Source organism: Mesorhizobium sp. P160187 (assembly GCF_057766425.1).
This window is the reverse complement of sequence record NZ_JBYMDX010000004.1, coordinates 1,590,104-1,607,813: the sequence shown is the minus strand read 5'-3', so window position 1 is coordinate 1,607,813 and position 17,710 is coordinate 1,590,104. Positions and strand designations below refer to the sequence as shown.

Genomic DNA, 17,710 nt, shown 5'->3' with positions numbered 1-17,710 from the left:
GATCGGCACGTCATCGGACACCGTCACGTTGACCGTGCCTGTCGCCTGGGTGCCGTCGGTGTCGGTGGCAACCACGCCGAGATGGCCCAGATCGACTAGGTCGTCGGCGTTAATGCCAGGATGGGCATCGTAATTGTTGTTCAGCGTCGCCGTCACCGTTGCCACATTGTTGGCAACCGCCAGATCCAGCGTCACCACAGTCACGGCGCCGTCATTGCCGACGACCTGGGTGTCCGACACCCGGGTCCAGGTCAAGTTGGCGGTGTTCAACCCGCTCAGGTCGGTGCCAAAGGCGATCGAGGCGATCGCATCCGAGCCCGGCGTGAAGGTGATCGAGTTCGAGGCGAAGTCAGCGCCGGCCGGCGTCGAGCCGTCACTCAGGTTCTGGTCGTCAAGCGCCAGCGTGATCGGAGCGCCGGCAACCGGGGCCGCGCCGTCCGTGATTGTGAAGGCGATGTTGGCCATCGACGTGTCGAGATCGCCGTCCGTCACAGTGTAGGTCGCGTTAACAGCTACCGGACCGGAACTGTTATCCACCGAAGCGTCCGGCGTGAACGAGTAGGACCCGTCCGCCTTCACCTGGATGGTGCCCGCGCCGATGTCGATCAACTGCGAGTAACCCGTGCCGGCATCGAAGATCAGCGCCGTGCCGTTGATATGCGTCACCGTCGCGCCGTCGGCGCCGGCGACGAAGTCCAGCGTGCCCGTCAGCGCCGGGGCACCTTCCGCAATCGACTGCGAGGCCTCATCATGCGCCGTCGGCACGTCGTCGACGATCTGAACGGACAGCGTGCCCGGAAGGGACACGTCTCCGTCGGTGTCGGTAACCGTCATCGTCATGTCGTCGAAGATGGAATCTGTCCCCGCGTCGGGGTGAGTCGCGCTATGGACGAGCGTGTAGCTGTAGCTCACCTGGCCTGTGCTGGCGTCGTAGCCGTTGACGGTCAGCGTGTTGCCGAGCGGCGTGATGATGTCGATCGGCGTCGATGCGCTGTTGGCAAGAGCCGCGCCCGAAATCACCTGGCCGGCGATGGTCAGCGAGCCGACACCGTCGGGAGAGGCGATGGTGAAGGTGCCGGTGTTGTGTTCGGAGATGTCGCCGTCAACGCCTGGCGCCGACGCTTCGCCCGAACCTTCCGGCCCAGGGCTTTCCGGCAGGCCCTTTTCATTGACGATGGTGTCGCCGCCCTCGACGGAAGGCGTCAGGTCGATGATCGACGGTGTGGAATCCGGCCGCAGGCTTGGGAACAGCTCGCGATGATCCGGCTGGCCGAACGCCAGGTCTGTCGGAGGCAACAGTGCCGAAAGACCGAACCCGTCGCCGATGCCACCGGGGGGAACCGAGAAGTCTGCGCCGGCGCTTGGGTTCGAACCGCCCGGGCCGGCCGATATGGAACCATCGGCACCGAAGGCGACATCGACGTGGCTCGCTTCAAGAGCGGCCAGCAAGGCCACGCGCGGAACTTCGACATCACCGATGATGAAGGTCGGCACGTTGAGCGCGCCATCCTTGATGAGGATGACTGAACCGTCGGCCTGTTCCAGCAACAGATTGTGGCCGTCGACCTTGATGTTGTCGATGGAGACGTCCGCCGGAAGTTTCACGATGTTGCTGGCGTCGGCCACGTATCCATGCGGCGCGGCTGCCGCCGGCGCTTTCGCCTCCGCGGGTGCTGCCGGCTGAACGGGTGCGCCACTGCCGACATCGACCGGTACCGGCTCGGCAGGCGCCGCCTGAGCGGCCTGCGCTACCTGGATGCCTGCCTGCGATGGCGGGCCGCCATGTTCATGTGAAGAGTGCTCGTCCCAAGAATTCGAGACGGTATCCAAATCGTTACTCGTCGTCATCGCCAAACCCCTCCGGCATTTCCCGGATAGAGACAGTGACGACTTCTGCTTTGCAACTGTCCCGCAATCAATTTCATATATCCCAGTATGCAAGTCTCGGCATTTTTTACGTGTGGTAAACCCGGAAGATATAATCTGATATGCATTGGCCGAGCCGCGCCTCGTTTGATATCCGCCGGCTGAGCTGGATTGGTAAACAGAAGTATAAATTTGAATAAAGTTTTACACAAAGTGGGTATTCCCGATTGAAGGAAACTTATCCACCTTCCTTTCCAGTAATTTGAGACAAGATTGGTACCGTCCACAGTCAAGAGGTGGGCGTTATGAAAAAAGAAAAATCTGCCCTGGGAATAACCGGGCTCAGGCTCATCCTGCTGGCAATGGCGATCACAAGCCTGCCGCAGCCATCATCCGCGAAAGCAATTACCGTGAATGCCGGCGCTGCCGCTGGAGTTCTGGCGGCGGTCGAAACCCCTTCCAGTCTCGGCGGCGTTTCGCTGGCTCGGCCGCAGCCATGGCAGCCGGTTTCAGCCTACTGGATCGGCATGATTTTCAGCAGCTATGGTCCTGTTGCCGTTGATGAAAAGCGTGGTTCTTCGATCGCGCCGCCCGCCGCCGGGATCGACCCGATCCAGACGGCGGCGATCATTCCCGGCGTGTTCGGTTCTGTTGCCCTGTCGATGCGCAATTTCCCGGTTTCGGCGCGCTGGGCGCCGGTCTACAAGGCAATTGTGGACTGTACCGCGAGCAGCGCGTGCGAACGCAAGAACAGCGCCTTTGCCGAGATCGTCAAGGCAGCCGGGAACAAGCGCTTCATCGATAAGTTGTCCTTCGTCAACTCAAGTATAAATCGCGCCATCGCCTACAAGAAGGACAGCGTGGTTTACGGCAAGCTCGACTACTGGGCCAAGCCCGCGGAAATCCTTGAGCGGCGGGCAGGGGACTGCGAGGATTTCGCCATCCTCAAGATGGCCGCGCTGCTGCATGCAGGCATCCCGGCGCAGAGCATGTCGCTGGTCGTCTTGCAGGATCGCAAGCGCGGTTTCTTTCATGCCGTGCTGTCGGTCAGCACCGGCAGCGGCGTCTTTATTCTCGACAGTTTGAGCAATGTAGTTTCCCGCGACACAGACCTGCCGACCTACGTGCCGCTGTATTCGTTCAGCACCGATCGCGCGTGGATCCATGGCGCGAAGACCGGTTCTGCTCAAATAGCCGATATCAAGGGCGGCCTTTCGACGGTCGCGCCTGGTGAAGGTGTGCAGCCGTAAGCTCCCATCAGAGAGTCTTGAGCGCTCTATCTCTTGTTTGACGCAATTTTCCACGGAAACCGCTCACACTTTTCCCGGAATTGCTCTAGCCGCCGAAGACGAACGCCATCAGCAGTTCCGGCTCGACCACCGGCGCCCGCACCGCGCTCAGTTGACCGCGGTAGCGGCGGTCGCCGGCGCCTATGACGAAACCGGTCGCGACCGGCGTCTCGCCATTGGCGTCGAGCCTGGCGAATATGTCGGCGACATTGAGGTCCAGCGCCAGCTTGAGATCCTGGCGCGCGTCCTCGTTCGGCGCCACCGGCAATTGCCGCCGCACCAGTTGCTGGAACGGCGCATTGAAGGTCAGGATTTTCTTCGACGATGCCAGGGCAAAGGCCGGCGAGGGACAGGCGACGAGAATGGCGTTGATGGTCTTGATCGACGCGAGCCTCTGCAAGGTGACGTTCTGGTCGGCCAGTCCACGCATGCAGGCTACGCGGATTGCCGATGTTAGGTTTCCGGCGTTGGCGTGGCTCTCTGCAATTTCCTCGATCAGTGTGCCGATCGTACATTTGCGGCTTTCCGCCATCTGCTTCAGCGAAGTCCAGAACGCCCTCTCCAGACGAATGCCGCGGCGCGTGCCGCCACGCGCCACAACCCGGAACTCGAGACCGAAATCCTCACTCGCCAGCGGTGTCAGCAGCCGGTCGCGATCGACCGGGCGGGAGATCGCACTATCGCTCACTCATTGCCTCCTCCCGCGCCTTGTTGATTGGCTTCAGAAGGTAGGTGAGGATCGTTTTGCGTCCGGTCTTGATGTCGACCGAACAGATCATGCCGGGGATGATCGAATAGGTCTTGCCGTCGCGTGTCAGCGTCGATTTGTCGGTGGCGACACGGACCTGATAATAGGGTTCGCCGGTTTTCTGGTCGACCAGGCTGTCGGCAGTGATGTTCGAGACCTTGCCTTCGATGCCGCCGAAAATCGAGAAGTCATAGGCAGTCACTTTGATCAGTGCATCCTGGCCCGGCCGGATGAAGGCGACGTCCCGCGGTGAGACCCGGGCTTCGACCAGCAGGGTCTCGGACGTCGGCACGATACCCGCGACGACCGCGCCGGGCTGGACGAAGGCGCCGACCGTGTTGATGTCAAGCGTGTTGACGATACCATCGACAGGCGAACGGATATCGGTACGCGCCACCTTGTCGGTGGCACCGCGTATCGTCTCGTCCACCACCGAGAGATCGGCCAGCGCCTGCGTGAGATCGCTGAGCGCTTCTTGTTGCAGCTGCAGGCCGAGTTCATCGACCTGAAGCTTGGCTTCCGTGATGGCCGACCTGGCTTTCTTGATTGTCTCTCCGGCAAGCGTCAGCTGACCGTTGAGCTCGGTCTGCTCGCGCTCGACGCGGAGCTGCTCGGTTCGCGCCATCAGGCCTTTCTTGACCATCGCTTCGACCAGCTTCGCCTCCTGGTCGCTGACGGCCAGGTTCTTGGTGAGGCGATCGGCATTGGCGTTGGCTTCGTCGAGTTCTTTCTCGCGCTGATCGAGGCGCGACTTTAGAACCGACAGTTTGACTTCGAAGTTGTCGCGCCGCGCGACGAGCAGCTTCTGCTCGTTGTCGCAGATTTCCGGCGCCACCTTCTGGATCTCGGACGGACAGGGAAACGCGCCCTCGAGGCTGCCGGTCTGTTCGAATTGGAGCCGTGCAATGCGCGTCTGCAGCGCCCGCGCCTTGGCCTGCTGCTCGCCAAGGCTGGAAGTGTTGAAGGTGTTGTCGAGACGAATGATGAGGTCATTCTTCTTGACGACCTGACCGATCGTCACGGCGATTTCCTGAACCACGCCCGGCTCGCTGGCCTGGATGATCTGGGTCTTCGACGCCGGTATGATCTTGCCGTCGCCGCGTGCGATTTCATCGACCTCGGCAAAGGACGCCCAGGCTACCGAACTCGCAAAGAGCGCTCCGATAATGAATATCGAAGCCGACGCAAAAAGCGGCGGACGGTCTTCCCTGGCTAGCATTTACCACGTCCCAACGTGCTGTATTCACGCATAATTCTGTTCGTCAGGCGCTTGTTTTCTGCAGCGCCTGTATCACTTGGTCTTTCGGTCCATCGGCAACGATCTTGCCCTGCTCGATGACAATCAGGCGGTCGGCCAGCTCGAGCATGCTGAAGCGGTGCGTCGAAACGATCAGCGTCGTGTTGCGATCGAAAGCCACTTTGAGCTGCTTGATCAGCTGGCGCTCGGAAGCCAGATCCATCGAGCCGGACGGCTCGTCCAGGAACACGATTTTCGGTTTGGTCAGCAACAGGCGGGCAATTGCCATTGTCTGCCTCTGACCGCCCGAGAGATTGGTGCCGCGCTCGCCGACATTCATGTCGTAGCCTCGCGGATGGCGGGAGACGAAGTCGTCGACGCCGGCAGCCTTGGCCGCCTCGACGATCTGCTCATCGGTCGCCTCCGGGCACGCCATAAGGAGATTTTCCTTGATGGTGCCCGAAAACAGATCGTTGGCTTGCGCGACGATCCCGACGGCGGCGCGAACCTCCGACGGGTGGTATTGGCGGATGTCGATCCCGTCCAGCAGCAGCTCGCCGGAGGTCGGCAGGAAAAGCCTGCCGATCAGCCGCCCCATGGTCGTCTTTCCCGAGCCTATGCGGCCGATGATGCCGATCCGCTCACCGGGCTTCACCGAGAAATTCAGGCCGGTCAGCACTTCGTTTTCGGAACCCGGGTAGACAAAGCCGACATTCCTGAATGCCATTGCACCGTTGCGAATGGGGCGGTTGACGAAACCAACCGTGTCCGGCCGATCCTCAGGCTGCGCCATGATCGAATTCACCATTCGCAGGGACAGCATCGCCTGGCGAAGTCTGGACAAGGTGATCGCAATCTGCCCAAGCGGGGCCACTGCCCGGCCTGCCAGCATGACGGTGCCGATGATGGCGCCGGTCGAGACATGCCCTTCCGAAAAGGCATAGGCGCCGGCCACGATCAAAGCGACGGTGACCATCTGCTGGATGGCTTGCGTTATGTTGCCGGCGGCAGCCGAAAGCTGTTTGATCTTCTCGGACGTGTTGGATGCGTTCTTGGAATGCTCCGCCCATTTTCGCAGAAGGTACGCCTCTGCCCGCAGCGATTTGATCGTTTCCAGCGTGGAGATGGATTCCACCAGCAGGGCCTGGCGCTGCGAAGCCTCGTTCATGGAAGCGGCAACGCGTTTGCCGATGCGCCGTTGCGTGATCAGCCCGACGATCACCGAGGCGACAAAGGCTATGGCCGGTATGACGACCAGCCAACCGCCTATCGCATAGATGACAAGAAGAAAGACGAAGACGAAGGCTGTGTCGATGAAGACGCTGATGGTGTTCGACGTGAAAAACTCGCGCACGAACTCGTACTGGGTCACCCGATTTGCATATTCGCCGGTTGAGCCGGGCCTTGCCGACAAGGACGAGTTCAGCACCTTCTCGAACAGCATATAGGAGATGCGAAGATCGGACTTGCGCCCGGCATAGTCGATCAGTGACGCTCTGGCGGTCTTCAAGAGCAGGTCGAACAGAATGACCGCGCCGATCCCGATCGACAGCACCCAGAGCGTCGATATCGCCTTGTTCGGCAAGATCCTGTCGTAGACATTCATGGTGAAGATCGGTGAGGCAAGAGCCAACAAATTGATGAATACCGCCGACAGGATGACCTTCGAATAGGTGCGCCAGAACGGCCCCATCGTGCCGGTCAGCCAATGTCGCCGCTCGATCTTGGCCGCCGAACCGACGCTCATCGCCTCTACTGCGTTGGCATAGGTTATCGAGAACGAAACGCCGCCACTAATATAACTTCCGGAAAACTCGGATTTGCTGATTGTCGTGCGGCCGTCTTCCTGGGGAGCGGTCGTAAATCCACCGTCCTCGGTCTGGGCAAGCAGCGCTACAGGCAACTGGCTCACGCGAAACAGAATGGCGGGAAGGTCGATGCGTCCGCGAAGAAAGTCGCGGTGGCTGAATTCCGTGATTTCAAGACCGATGCGTTCGGCAAGATGCCGGATGGCGTCGATATCGATGCGGGTGTCTGACAGCGGCACGCCGGCAAACAGCACGGTCTCGGAACTCGGCCTGCCGAGGTACCCGGCAACAGCGGAGAAGCAGGCCTTGAACGCCTCTTTTGGGGAGAGGATTTTGGGTTGTGGGTTCACGATTGGCCCGCAGGACTATCGTTCGTCCTTGACCTTCCTACTTCTTTCTTACCGGTGCGAGGATGTCGAAAGGCAGATCGTTCGTCTGCTCCGACGGCGTGCGCGCATAGGTTTCGGTGTCGGCCGTTTCAGGCGCATTGAACTCGGCCTTGGCATAGGCGGTGGCCTGTTTTGCCGGCTGAAGATTCATGGTCTTCAGCAACTGCCCGGTTGCCGCCAGCAGCCGGTACTGCGCGAAAAGCGACGCGTAGGATGCGGTGTCGGCAAGCGTAGCTGTGTTGAACCGCGTGTTCTGCGCGTCGAGCACGTCGAGCAGCGAGCGCTGTCCGACCTTGAACTGCTCGCGATAGGACGCCACCAGCCTTTCGTTGGCGGCAGCCTGAAGCTTCAATGTCTTTGCCAGATCGGCCTGCCGGAAGCGGCGATCCCATGACGTACGGACGGCTTCCTCGATCTCGCGCAGAACCTGGTGCAGCACAAGGCGCTGCTCGCTGGTCCGGCGGACCTGCTCTTGCTCGTTGGCTTTGTCGATGCCGCCGCGATAGAGGTTCCAGCGCAGCACCAGCCGCGCCTGCAGGTCGCTAGCGTCGCCATCGTCGCCGTCGATGTCATAGCCGCCGCGGGCGCGGCCTTCGGCGATGACGGAGGGCCCGAATTTCGCCCGCGCCGCATCCACCAGGGAGGCGGCGGCGTCGATATCGCTGTTGGCCATGTGGACGCGCGGATTGTTCTGTCGCGCCAGCCCTAGCGCGTCGTCGAGCGACCTTGGCAGCGCGCTCGAGACATCGCCTGGCCTTGACGCGTTGGTCAGCGGCTTACCGACCGTCTTGAAGAACCGTATCTTGGAAGCCTCCAGTTCTTCGGTCGCCTCCTGCATACGTGCCTTGGCAGCGAACAGCCGCTCCTCGGCCTGCTGGCGATCAGCCTCGTTCAACGCGCCGCCTGCAATACCTTGCCGGATGTCGCCAAGGATTGCCTGGTGAAAGCCCAGATTCTTCTTCGCTTCTGAAACGATCGAAGCCTGCAGCATGTATTCGAGATAGTCCTGGACGACAGACAGTCCAATGAATTCAGACCGTTCCAGCACCCGGAACGATGCGCCGTCGACCCGCGACGCCTGACGGTTCAGTTCCGCCCGCCTTGCGCCGCTGTCATAAAGCGTCTGCGTGACAACGACATCGGCTTCCGCCGGATAGAGCGCGTCATCCTCTATGGACAGCGCACGCCGGGAGGAATTGTCGAGACGGCGAACCCCTGCCGACGCCTCGACATCGACGCTGGGAAGATAAAGTCCCTTCGCTTGGCGCAACTCGAATTCGATTGCTTCACGGTTTTCGATCGCCTGACCAATCTCGGGATTGGACTCCACCGCGACCGCCATCGCCTCCTGGAGAGTGAGCGCGTGAGCATTCCCACAACTCAATATGGCGACCGTCGTCAGCAGGCCGAGGCGCTTGCCTATCGCCGACATAGATGTCGTATTCATTTCACCCCACCCCAACGTTCCCCTGCGCCATTATTGCCAGGCGTTACAACTCAACCGTGATTGTTCACAAATTTGCAAAATATGGGAGCACTTATTGATTTAGTGACCGCTAAAACGCTGAATTCAAGCAAAATTCTATAGAATGTCGCAAAAATGGCACATAAAATACCCACTGCGGTTTTTGGGTAACAGCCGTCCGAGTTTGAACAGGCAAGCGAAACCGCTCCGGGAAGGAGGACCGCAAGGCCACCTTATGACCTATTTGCTCCTGATGGCTTGACTATTTCTGGGTGTACTTTTTCAGCGAGGTGACCGACAACATCTTGGTTGGCAGCTACAATCGGCAGGATAATCTTAGCCCGCTTGCCAAGAGCCTGGAACGGACACCCCTGCCTTTCTTCGACCTGAAGCGTGGGCATAAATCCCTGAGCCGGCGAATAAACCCCGACGACTGCTTCACTGGCCAGCGTGCCAGCATAGGGCTCGTATGACGGCCGATCAACGACTGGGTCAACCGAAGAGGTGACGGTACTTTTTGAGGCGGTTCGGTAGGCCATCGAATGCTGCAAGGTCCAAAAATCGCTCGATTGATCCCGATAGCTAGTGAAACCCCAAATATTTCTTGCGGCGATTTTCCGTTAAAATCAAAAGCGCAATTTTTTTGACGGTTAGTGTCGGCCTTTTCGCAGCTCAGAAAAAAATTTGACTGTAAAAAATTTGACTGTAATTGAGTCATACGCTGTTTAAACAATGCGGAACGAAGTGGTCAGTTGCGCCACCACTTTGCGGGACGACATACGAGAGTTGCAGGACGAGCGGTCAAACATCGAGGCCGCCGGCTCGTTAGATACCACTACTCGTTCCTCCGCGCCATTCCAACAGGCTGAACTTCGAGGCAAGTGAGCCCGTCCTGGTCCGGCGCCTCGACGTAAATCCATTCCACCGATCACAACTGCCTGCAAGCTGCCGCTTGTTTGTTACTTCCCGAGTCTCATCGGCCATATCGAGGCGCTAGACCGTCAGCTGGTCGCGCGCTGTTGCCACAGCTGCCGATCTGCAACCGCCCCCATTTCCGCGGTTCTGGACCCTATCTCCCAACGTTTGCAAAACGAGGTCAGCTATGGTCGGCAGTTTGGGGTCGCGGGAGCATACGGAATGACACGGGAACCTTTCAGATTTTGGCCCACCAAAATTCAGCAAAATCAACAATTTCCGTTCGCCCTCCGGGCCCACCAATAACTCACGGCTTACGCCGAACTCTTTGTTTTGTGATCGCATCCGCGAAAAAGCGCTCTGCCGTCAAAGCCTTTCCCCACCTCTCGATGAGTTCCGCAAGCTGCTGCTGGCTATCGGCGGATCGTTGATGCGCAACTGTGACGGCGGTCGTTACCGTGGCTCGAGTGTCAGCAGATGTGGTAAGGCTGATTGTCGACGAGTAGCAGAGGGGTCCAGCAACAATGACTTTGAGACGAACCAGAGCTTACGGCGGATCCGGCTTGGTTCTGGCGGTTTGCACTGTATTGGCTTGGCAAAACGCCACCGCCGCTCAAGATTGCTACGCAGCCGCGACGTCTGGCGTCAATTGGCAGGAGTGTGACAAAAAGCTTCTCATCCTAGAAGGACAGGACCTGAGCGGGGCAAACCTGTTCGGTGTTGATTTCACTTCGACCGACCTCAGGAACAGCAATCTCCTTGCGGCAAATTTTGAGAAGGCAACGCTTGTGCGCGCTTCCCTGGCCGGCTCGACCGCCAAAGGCGCCCGGTTCGACAAAATCGAGGCTTACAGGACCGACTTCAGCCATATGGACGCGCAGGGCGCCGTGTTTGCGGGCGCGGAAGTGCAGCGCTCGAATTTCCAGGACGCCAATCTGGTCAATGTTGACTTCACAAAGGCGGAATTGGGGCGTGCGCAGTTCCATGACGCCGATATCAGCGGCAGCCACTTTTCGTTTGCCAATCTCGCGCGGGCGGACTTCCGAGGAGCGAAGTTCACCGCACCGATAGACTTTGAGGGCGCTTTTTTCTTTCTGACCCGTATCGAGGGCCTCGATCTATCCAATTCGGCGGGTCTGTCCCAGTGGCAGCTCAACATGGCTTGCGGGGACGCCCGGACCGAGTTGCCTTCTGGCATGACGAGGCCAGAAAATTGGCCCTGTCAATTCCAGCAGGAATAGCCCGCCCGTCCGCTTCCCGCCAAAGGCTGCCGGGCGGCAAAGCGCCTCAATTCAGTCCTCGGCCGGGGGTCAAAGCACGACACTGCGGGACATTTCCGGCAATCTCATTTACCGGCGAACGACAACGACCAAATGGAGGACGAATGCCCAAGGTCAAAGGTGGTACCGCTCTGGACAAGGAGCGCGCCAAAACAGAGAAGCTCCTCAAAAAGGTTGGATACACCGCCTTGAAGGAGGCCGGTGTGGTATCCAAGCGACCCGACCTCCCAAATCTAAAGGTTGAAAAGCGAGGGAAATAGCGCGGACACTCGCATGCTGACCTGACGAGGGCACGCCCAAAATGTAGACGTCTGCTTTGCCTTCTCAAGCTAGGAGCGTGCAGGCGGCACTTGCGAGAACCACAAGGCGGACTGCTGGGGCCGGAAGAAGCTGTCGTATTTCCGCCCCGGTGCGATCCGATACTTCACAACTTTTTCACTTTCAATTGGGGGCCATATCATATGAACGAAGAGACCGGCGTTCAGAAGTTGGTGCGCACGCTGCGTGCTCGAGCACCTGATGACGCAGCTGAATTGCTCGCTAGAGAGTCTCCCGAGGTCATCCGCGACACACTAAAGCTGTTGCCTGACGGGCACGCCCGTAAGGTGGCCGAGCATTTGCCACTGCATATGCAGCCCATCAGCTCTCATGATGGTGACATGGGTTTCGCGATCCCCGAGTCGCTCGTCGAGGTGATGGACCCGATCCCCGCCAGCGTTCCTGTCGGGACGACGGTTGCTGCCGCGGTGGAAGCTGTCAGAGGCGCCCAGGTGCCGACCGAGCTCACTTATCTCTACGTCACGGACAAGGGCAATAAACTGGTTGGCCTGGCGGTCCTGCGCGATCTGATGCTGAGCGAACCCGACGCGATTGTCGATCACATCATGCTGCCCAGGCCGTTCGCTCTTGATGTCGGTCTCTCTTTGAGTAACGCATGCAAGGCGGCGGTACGGCGTCACTACCCTGTGTATCCGGTGGTGGATGCGGAGAACCGGCTGCTTGGGCAGGTTCGCGGCTGGCGCTTGTTCGAGCAGCAAATCATCGAGATTTCCGCCCAGTCTGGCCAGATGGTCGGCCTCCAGAAGGAGGAGCGCTCTTTTACGCCGCTGTTTTCAGCCTTCCTGAAGCGTCATCCGTGGCTGCAGTTGAATCTCCTGACGGCCTTCATGGCCGCATTCGTGGTCAGTTCCTTCACAGGCACGATCGAGAAGATCGTCGCCCTGGCGGCGTTCCTCCCGGTCTTGGCCGGGCAGAGCGGAAACACCGGCTGCCAGGCACTGGCTATGACGCTGCGCGGCCTTGCCCTGGGGGATGTGGACAAACGACCGAAGCTGCACTTGGTGATGAGAGAGGGCGCGCTCGCGGTCGCCAACGGCGCGCTCGTCGGCGTTGTTGCGGCTGCGGCGATGTGGTTCTATGCCTCGAGGCGACCGGAGTCGGCGGCACAGGCACCGATGCTGGCACTTGTGATCTTGCTTGCCATGTCCGGATCGTGCCTCATGTCCGGCATCTCCGGCGTGCTGATCCCGTTGGGCCTGCGCCGGGTAGGCGCCGATCCGGCGGTCGCCTCGGCGATCTTCCTCACCACCGTGACCGATATTGTAGGCATGGGCCTGATGCTGGGGCTGGCCACCATGCTCGTGCTGTAGCAAGCTGCGTGCGGTGACGCGTCCCTGGGAGTTGGGGCAATGAGCTGACCTCGCGTTCAAAGAAATTGCAAGACCCGGGCCGAATCGCACACGCCTCGTGAGAAGCACCTCCGGCAGCTCTCCGCCCCTTGCGAAACGCGACGGAAGGCCTTTGGAGAAGCCGTGGTGACCTTGAAGCCTGGTGACCAGATACGCAGGATCGCCCACCCAATATTAATCTTGTCGGCTGTGCGATCCACTACTGATGAGATTTGAGTTGTTACGCCTTGGGCCAAATACTTCAATTATGTGCAGCAATGTTGAGAAGAATTTTTGACAATCAGCGGAGCCGAAACAGGAATAAACCGGATATCTTGTTGCGCAGCTGCAACAGCTGCCGAGACTCGCATAAGTCCGGCGACCGTTCAGTCGCCTTTTTCTTGCAGTCGTGCTAAATCCCTCGCACTAGTCGGGTTTGGGGTGGGTTCTCGGCATGCAATCTTCGTTTCGAACGATCTTCGGCGTCGCCGCAGCGCTGCTTTGTGCCGGCGTGTTGCCGGCCGGCGCACAAGGTCTTTTTGGGGCCTATGACGATGCGTTTGCGGCCCGCATCGCCAGTCCGGCCGACAATGGAACGCTCGCCCAATTCGTCACGGTCGCGGTCAACGCTGGGCAATACGATCAGGCGATCTCCTCGATCGAGCAGTATCTGATCCAATACCCGCGCGATGCGCGCGCCCGGCTTGCGGCCAGCCGGTTATATTATCATGTCGGGTCCTATGAATTGGCCCGGCGGCAGGTGCAGTACGGCATCGAAGTCGGAGGTCTGACCGCAAGTGAGCAACAGGAAGCTGTTCGCCTGCTCGCCCGCATCGAGCGCGCGTTGCGTGGCGTCACCTGGGAACTCGCCCTGACCGGCGGCGTATTCAGCGCATTCACCGATTTTGAGCCAGGCGGGGCGCAGGACGACGACAGCTTCGTCTCGCCTTACGGGCAGGCGGAAGGTTTTGTGCGGTGGGACCTCGGCACGCCAAGTGCCGACGCGCTCGTTCTTTCGGGGTCGTTGACCGCGACTGAGCGTCTTTTCACGGAAGACCTGTCGGTTCCGGGTGGCGAGAAGACTTTTATCCACGGCAACGCAGCGATAACCTGGGACAAGGGACTGCCCAACAGCGGGATCGATTCGCTGCGCCTGCTGCTTTCCGCGTTCACCGTTACGGATCGTTTCGACAGCGACATTTACGAAACCGGTATCGGCCTCAGTGGACGTTTCGTCGTTCGCCCGACGGTCGAGACGACGCTCTTCGCCGGCGGCGGCTACATCGATCTAAGCGCCTCGCAAGGCATTTTCGCGGATAGCAGGGTCTTCTATGAGGCAGGCGGCAGCTACCGCTTCCGCAATGGCCAGGCGCTCGGCTTGCGCTTTGTAGGCTCGAATGACTTCGCTTCCGGATCGGGCGAAATCAGCCGCAGCTATACGGGCGAGGTCCGCTATGGCGGCCTGTTGATGAACGTACCGGATCTTTTCGCATGGTCGCACCAGATCGCCTTATCGGCCGGCCACAGCGACACTCCCGATCTGTCCGTCGGCATCGGCACAAATATCAAGAGCGACTTCTGGCGCATTGCCTCGGAAAGCGATTTTCAGCTGACGGAAGCGCAGAAGATCAGCGTCGATCTCGCCTACCGCAAAACCAACTTCGCCCTCGCCAACCGCGACCGAAAATCGTTCGAAATGCTCATGAGCTATACGTTGACGCTCAATTGAAAGAGGCCGCGATGAGGTGTCATCAGATCGTCATTTTTATCGCCTGCCTCGCCTTCGCGGCACCATCCGCTGCTGAGACGGTCGGGTCGATGACGGCCTATCAGACCATCATCGTCCGCAATAACGGCGGGACGATGAACGTTGGCGCCGGCGTCGAACTCGGCGACCAGTTGCGCAGCAATCCCACCGGTCTCGGAATGCTGGTGTTCCGGGATGAATCGAGCGCCAAGATTGGTCCAAACACCAGCCTGACCATCGATGAGTTCGTCTACAATCCGGGCTCGGGGTCGGGAAAGATCGACATCGGGATGAACAGCGGCCTAGCCCGTTTTTATGGCGGCCAGGTTTCGAAAGGGGGCGTCATGCAGGTTGCGACGCCGCACATGGTGCTCGGAGCGAGAGGCGGCATCATCGAAGTGCTGGTGGCAGCCGGCCAGACCGTCGGCATATTGCGCGCCGGCCGCATGACCTGCACGATCAATGGCAAACGGCTGGTCATCACGAACCCGGGCTACGCCTGTACGTCGGACGATGGCAAGCTTCTGGCCGGCTACGGCGGCATCGACGCCTTCCCGATCTTGGACAGTATCGACCGGATAGCGGGAACCGGCCTGCCGGGCGCACCGGGTCCTGGGTTGGACGTAAGCGCAATTTGTGCGTCGGCTCTAGGCTCCTCGCTCAAAGTCTGCGGGTCCAGGGACGGCGCACTGCCAGGAGTGGTCATGGAATTCCCTGACAGCCCAACGCCACCTGCGGGCAGCGGGGGGCGGCGGGGCGAGTGTGAGGGTGAGGGTTGCTGCTACTACTACAACTGCGATTAGGCCTGGCTGCACGAGATGAGCCACTCGGTCGGTAGGCGCTGGGCTGATTGGCGGCAAGCCGGCAGGCGCAAAATATCCGGCCTTGTGGTCGTGCTCCTGCTGCTCGCCTGCCATTTGGCTTTTGACGGGCCGTTGTCGCGCCTGCGTGAGCGGACGTACGACTTCTATCAGTTTCTCGCCCCACGCCAGGCGACGAGCAATCCTGTCGTGATCGTCTCGATAGACGACGCCAGCCTCAAGGCACATGGGCGATGGCCCTGGAACCGTGGCCTCTTGGCCGATCTGGTCGATGGCATCACGCAATCCGGCGCGGCGGTGGTCGGGCTTGCGCTGGTACTCCCCGAGGCTGACACCTCGCCTGAGGGCATCGCCGGAGACAAGCGCCTGGCAGCGGCGCTGTCCAAAAATCGAACGGCGCTTGCCGTCAGCCTGGGCAATGAAGCGACGGTTTCAGAAGCAGAACCCAAAGCCGGCTGGTCGATCGTCGGGCAAGTACCCGATACACTTCCCGGCTTCACCGGTCTTACCGGCTCGCTTGCCGAATTCTCGAACGCCGCCGCAGGCCTCGGCGTGATTCGCACCTTGCCCGATCCCGACGGCGTACTGCGCCATGTGCCGCTGCTCTGGCTTCGCAACACCCCTCAACGCGCGCAGCTGTGGCCGTCTTTCGCACTCGAGCTCCTGCGCCTTTACGCTGGACAGGACGGTTACACAGCCCGGATGAATGCAGCCGGGTTCGACGCACTCAGGATGGCAGGCGCCATTGTGCCGCTCGAGCCGGAGGGGAGCATCCGCCTCTGGGAAACCGCCACGGACACGCCTCGCCTGTCTGCCAGCACTATCCTTTCGGGCCATGGCGATCCGCAGCTGCGAGACGCCATCGCCATTGTCGACCTGTCGGCTGTGGGCCTGACGCAGTACCTGCCCACGCCGACGAGTCCAGCGCGACCAGGAGCGGAGATCCACGCCGATGCGATCGGCCAGATGCTTGCCGGGCGCTTCCTGGCAGAGCCAGCGCACGCGCGTATGCTCGAGCGGCTCTGGTTTCTCCTCAGTGCCGTCGTTTTCATCGGGCTTTCCGGAGTGCTCGCCGGGCGTGTCGTGCTTGGCGCCGTCTCCCTGGCGCTGCTGGCCGTCACGCCGTTCGTGTTCGGCGCTCTCGAGTACAGCCTGCAGGGTGCACTCTATGACCCGCTGCAGCCGGCGCTTGCAACCATCATGGTTGCGGGCTTCGAAGGCTATGTCCTCTACAGGCGCAGCGAGCAGCGCCGGTCCACCCTGACGCGACAGTTCTCCCAATATCTGTCGCCCTCCGTGGTGCAGCGCCTCGCAAGCTCGGACACCGAGGCAATCCTGTCCGGCGAGAAGCGCGAGATCACAATTTTGATCAGCGACATACGTGGCTTCACGACCATGAGCGAACAGCTCGACACCCAAGAGATCGCCAAGGTGGTCAACCATTTCCTCGGCATTGCGACCGATGAGATACTCAAGCGCGACGGCACCATCGACAAATTCATGGGCGATGCGGTGCTGGCCTTCTGGAACGCACCGCTTGATCAACCCGATCATCGTGAGCGTGCGCTCGACGCGGGCCTTGCCTTGATCGAGCGGGTAAAGCGCGAAGACGCCGCCTTCACCGCGGACGGCCATCGCTCCATCGAAATCGGCGTCGCCATTGAGACCGGCATCTGCTCGGTAGGCAATTTCGGCTCCGAACGGCGCTTCGATTACACCGCGATCGGTTCCCCGGTGAACCGCGCGGCACGGCTCGAATCGACGACCAAGAAGCTGGGCATCCCCCTGGTGCTTGGACCCGGCTTTGCGGCAGGAGCATCGATGCCGGTCGTCCAGGCGGGCGCCTTTGAGCTCCAGGGTTTCAAGGGCGAGGTGCCGGTTTTCACCGTTGCGGAGATGCAAGCTGCTCAACAAGGTATGAGCCGCGAAGTAGAGAGCCAACGTGGTGAGCAATCTGGCGCCCCCGCCATGGTGGTTGGTTCGCCGCCATCCGTGCAAATGGCGCCGCTTGATGTTGCACCCCGAACCCGAAGCACGCGCTGATCGGCCAACGGGTCGCAGGATGCGATTGTCACCGGCACAGACGACCTTGCGTGGCGGCTCGAACGGGAGCCAAGCAACACCTCGCGTGGAGGAACCAGTGGTCTTCCGAAGAGCCACAGAGCAGGCCAATATGTTTGGCCGAGAAAGTCAACGCGCGCCGAAAGGGCGAATGGCCGACCCATGTCTCCAACCATCCAGCCACGGATGAACCAATGGCGCCTCCGGCTCAAGCTTGAAAGCGACGAAGAGCGGGGCTCGGTTTCGTTCGCATTCCGGGGTAAGACGATCGACGGCGCGATATTCGGGAAAGAATATAGCTCGCCGCCGGCCAGTATATGACGGAACCAATCTGTGAGTTTCGCATTATGTTGAGTTGGTACCGAGCATTTCGCGGTACGTTCCTACCAGTCTAGGTAGACCGACCTCGTCACTCGA

Annotated in this window: 13 protein-coding genes; 7 read left to right on the top strand and 6 right to left on the bottom strand. The window is 60.2% G+C overall.

The window, feature by feature from the left end:
• Positions 1-1,848 (bottom strand): hypothetical protein (locus AC3CCE_RS24780; RefSeq protein ID WP_488377212.1); only part of this gene is annotated, 1,848 nt, incomplete at its 3' end.
• A 323-nt stretch (positions 1,849-2,171) separates the two neighbouring features.
• Here AC3CCE_RS24780 and AC3CCE_RS24775 point away from each other — a divergent pair.
• Entirely contained in the window at positions 2,172-3,116 is a 945-nt protein-coding gene (locus AC3CCE_RS24775; RefSeq protein WP_352626528.1) for a transglutaminase-like cysteine peptidase, read from the top strand.
• Positions 3,117-3,201: 85 nt separating this feature from the next.
• On the opposite strand, the gene AC3CCE_RS24770 is transcribed toward AC3CCE_RS24775, so the two are convergent.
• From AC3CCE_RS24770 to AC3CCE_RS24750, 5 genes are all read right to left on the bottom strand, one after another.
• Positions 3,202-3,843, bottom strand: coding sequence for a ribbon-helix-helix domain-containing protein (locus tag AC3CCE_RS24770; RefSeq protein ID WP_352626531.1), 642 nt, complete (start codon positions 3,841-3,843; stop codon positions 3,202-3,204).
• Positions 3,833-5,122 carry an HlyD family type I secretion periplasmic adaptor subunit gene (locus AC3CCE_RS24765; RefSeq protein WP_352500306.1) on the bottom strand — a complete coding sequence of 430 codons (1,290 nt, stop codon included), beginning with the start codon at positions 5,120-5,122 and terminating at the stop codon, positions 3,833-3,835. The genes AC3CCE_RS24770 and AC3CCE_RS24765 overlap by 11 nt, the downstream gene beginning before the upstream one ends.
• Positions 5,123-5,165: 43 nt before the next feature.
• Positions 5,166-7,298, bottom strand: a complete 2,133-nt coding sequence (locus AC3CCE_RS24760) for a type I secretion system permease/ATPase (protein WP_352626534.1) — start codon at positions 7,296-7,298, stop codon at positions 5,166-5,168.
• A gap of 37 nt (positions 7,299-7,335) precedes the next feature.
• The gene (locus tag AC3CCE_RS24755) at positions 7,336-8,784 is read right to left on the bottom strand and encodes a TolC family protein (protein WP_352626536.1); all 1,449 of its coding nucleotides are present in this window, start codon (positions 8,782-8,784) and stop codon (positions 7,336-7,338) included.
• A 251-nt stretch (positions 8,785-9,035) separates the two neighbouring features.
• Positions 9,036-9,341, bottom strand: a complete 306-nt coding sequence (locus tag AC3CCE_RS24750) for a hypothetical protein (RefSeq protein ID WP_155927121.1) — start codon at positions 9,339-9,341, stop codon at positions 9,036-9,038.
• 900 nt (positions 9,342-10,241) lie between these two features.
• Here AC3CCE_RS24750 and AC3CCE_RS24745 point away from each other — a divergent pair.
• From AC3CCE_RS24745 to AC3CCE_RS24720, 6 genes are all read left to right on the top strand, one after another.
• On the top strand, positions 10,242-10,958 hold the full coding sequence (locus AC3CCE_RS24745) for a pentapeptide repeat-containing protein (protein ID WP_352626538.1): 717 nt from the start codon (positions 10,242-10,244) through the stop codon (positions 10,956-10,958).
• 143 nt (positions 10,959-11,101) lie between these two features.
• Positions 11,102-11,257 (top strand): hypothetical protein, encoded by a 156-nt coding sequence (locus AC3CCE_RS24740; RefSeq protein ID WP_352626540.1) that lies wholly within the window; start codon positions 11,102-11,104, stop codon positions 11,255-11,257.
• A gap of 201 nt (positions 11,258-11,458) precedes the next feature.
• Positions 11,459-12,646: a magnesium transporter gene (locus AC3CCE_RS24735; protein WP_352626542.1), complete on the top strand. Its 1,188-nt coding sequence runs from the start codon at positions 11,459-11,461 to the stop codon at positions 12,644-12,646.
• Between the two features lie 529 nt (positions 12,647-13,175).
• On the top strand, positions 13,176-14,393 hold the full coding sequence (locus AC3CCE_RS24730) for a tetratricopeptide repeat protein (RefSeq protein ID WP_196814065.1): 1,218 nt from the start codon (positions 13,176-13,178) through the stop codon (positions 14,391-14,393).
• Entirely contained in the window at positions 14,390-15,214 is an 825-nt protein-coding gene (locus AC3CCE_RS24725) for a FecR family protein (protein ID WP_352626544.1), read from the top strand. Before AC3CCE_RS24730 ends, AC3CCE_RS24725 begins: the two co-directional genes overlap by 4 nt.
• A 15-nt stretch (positions 15,215-15,229) precedes the next feature.
• Positions 15,230-17,275: a CHASE2 domain-containing protein gene (locus AC3CCE_RS24720; protein ID WP_352512425.1), complete on the top strand. Its 2,046-nt coding sequence runs from the start codon at positions 15,230-15,232 to the stop codon at positions 17,273-17,275.
• Positions 17,276-17,710: the final 435 nt, after the last annotated feature.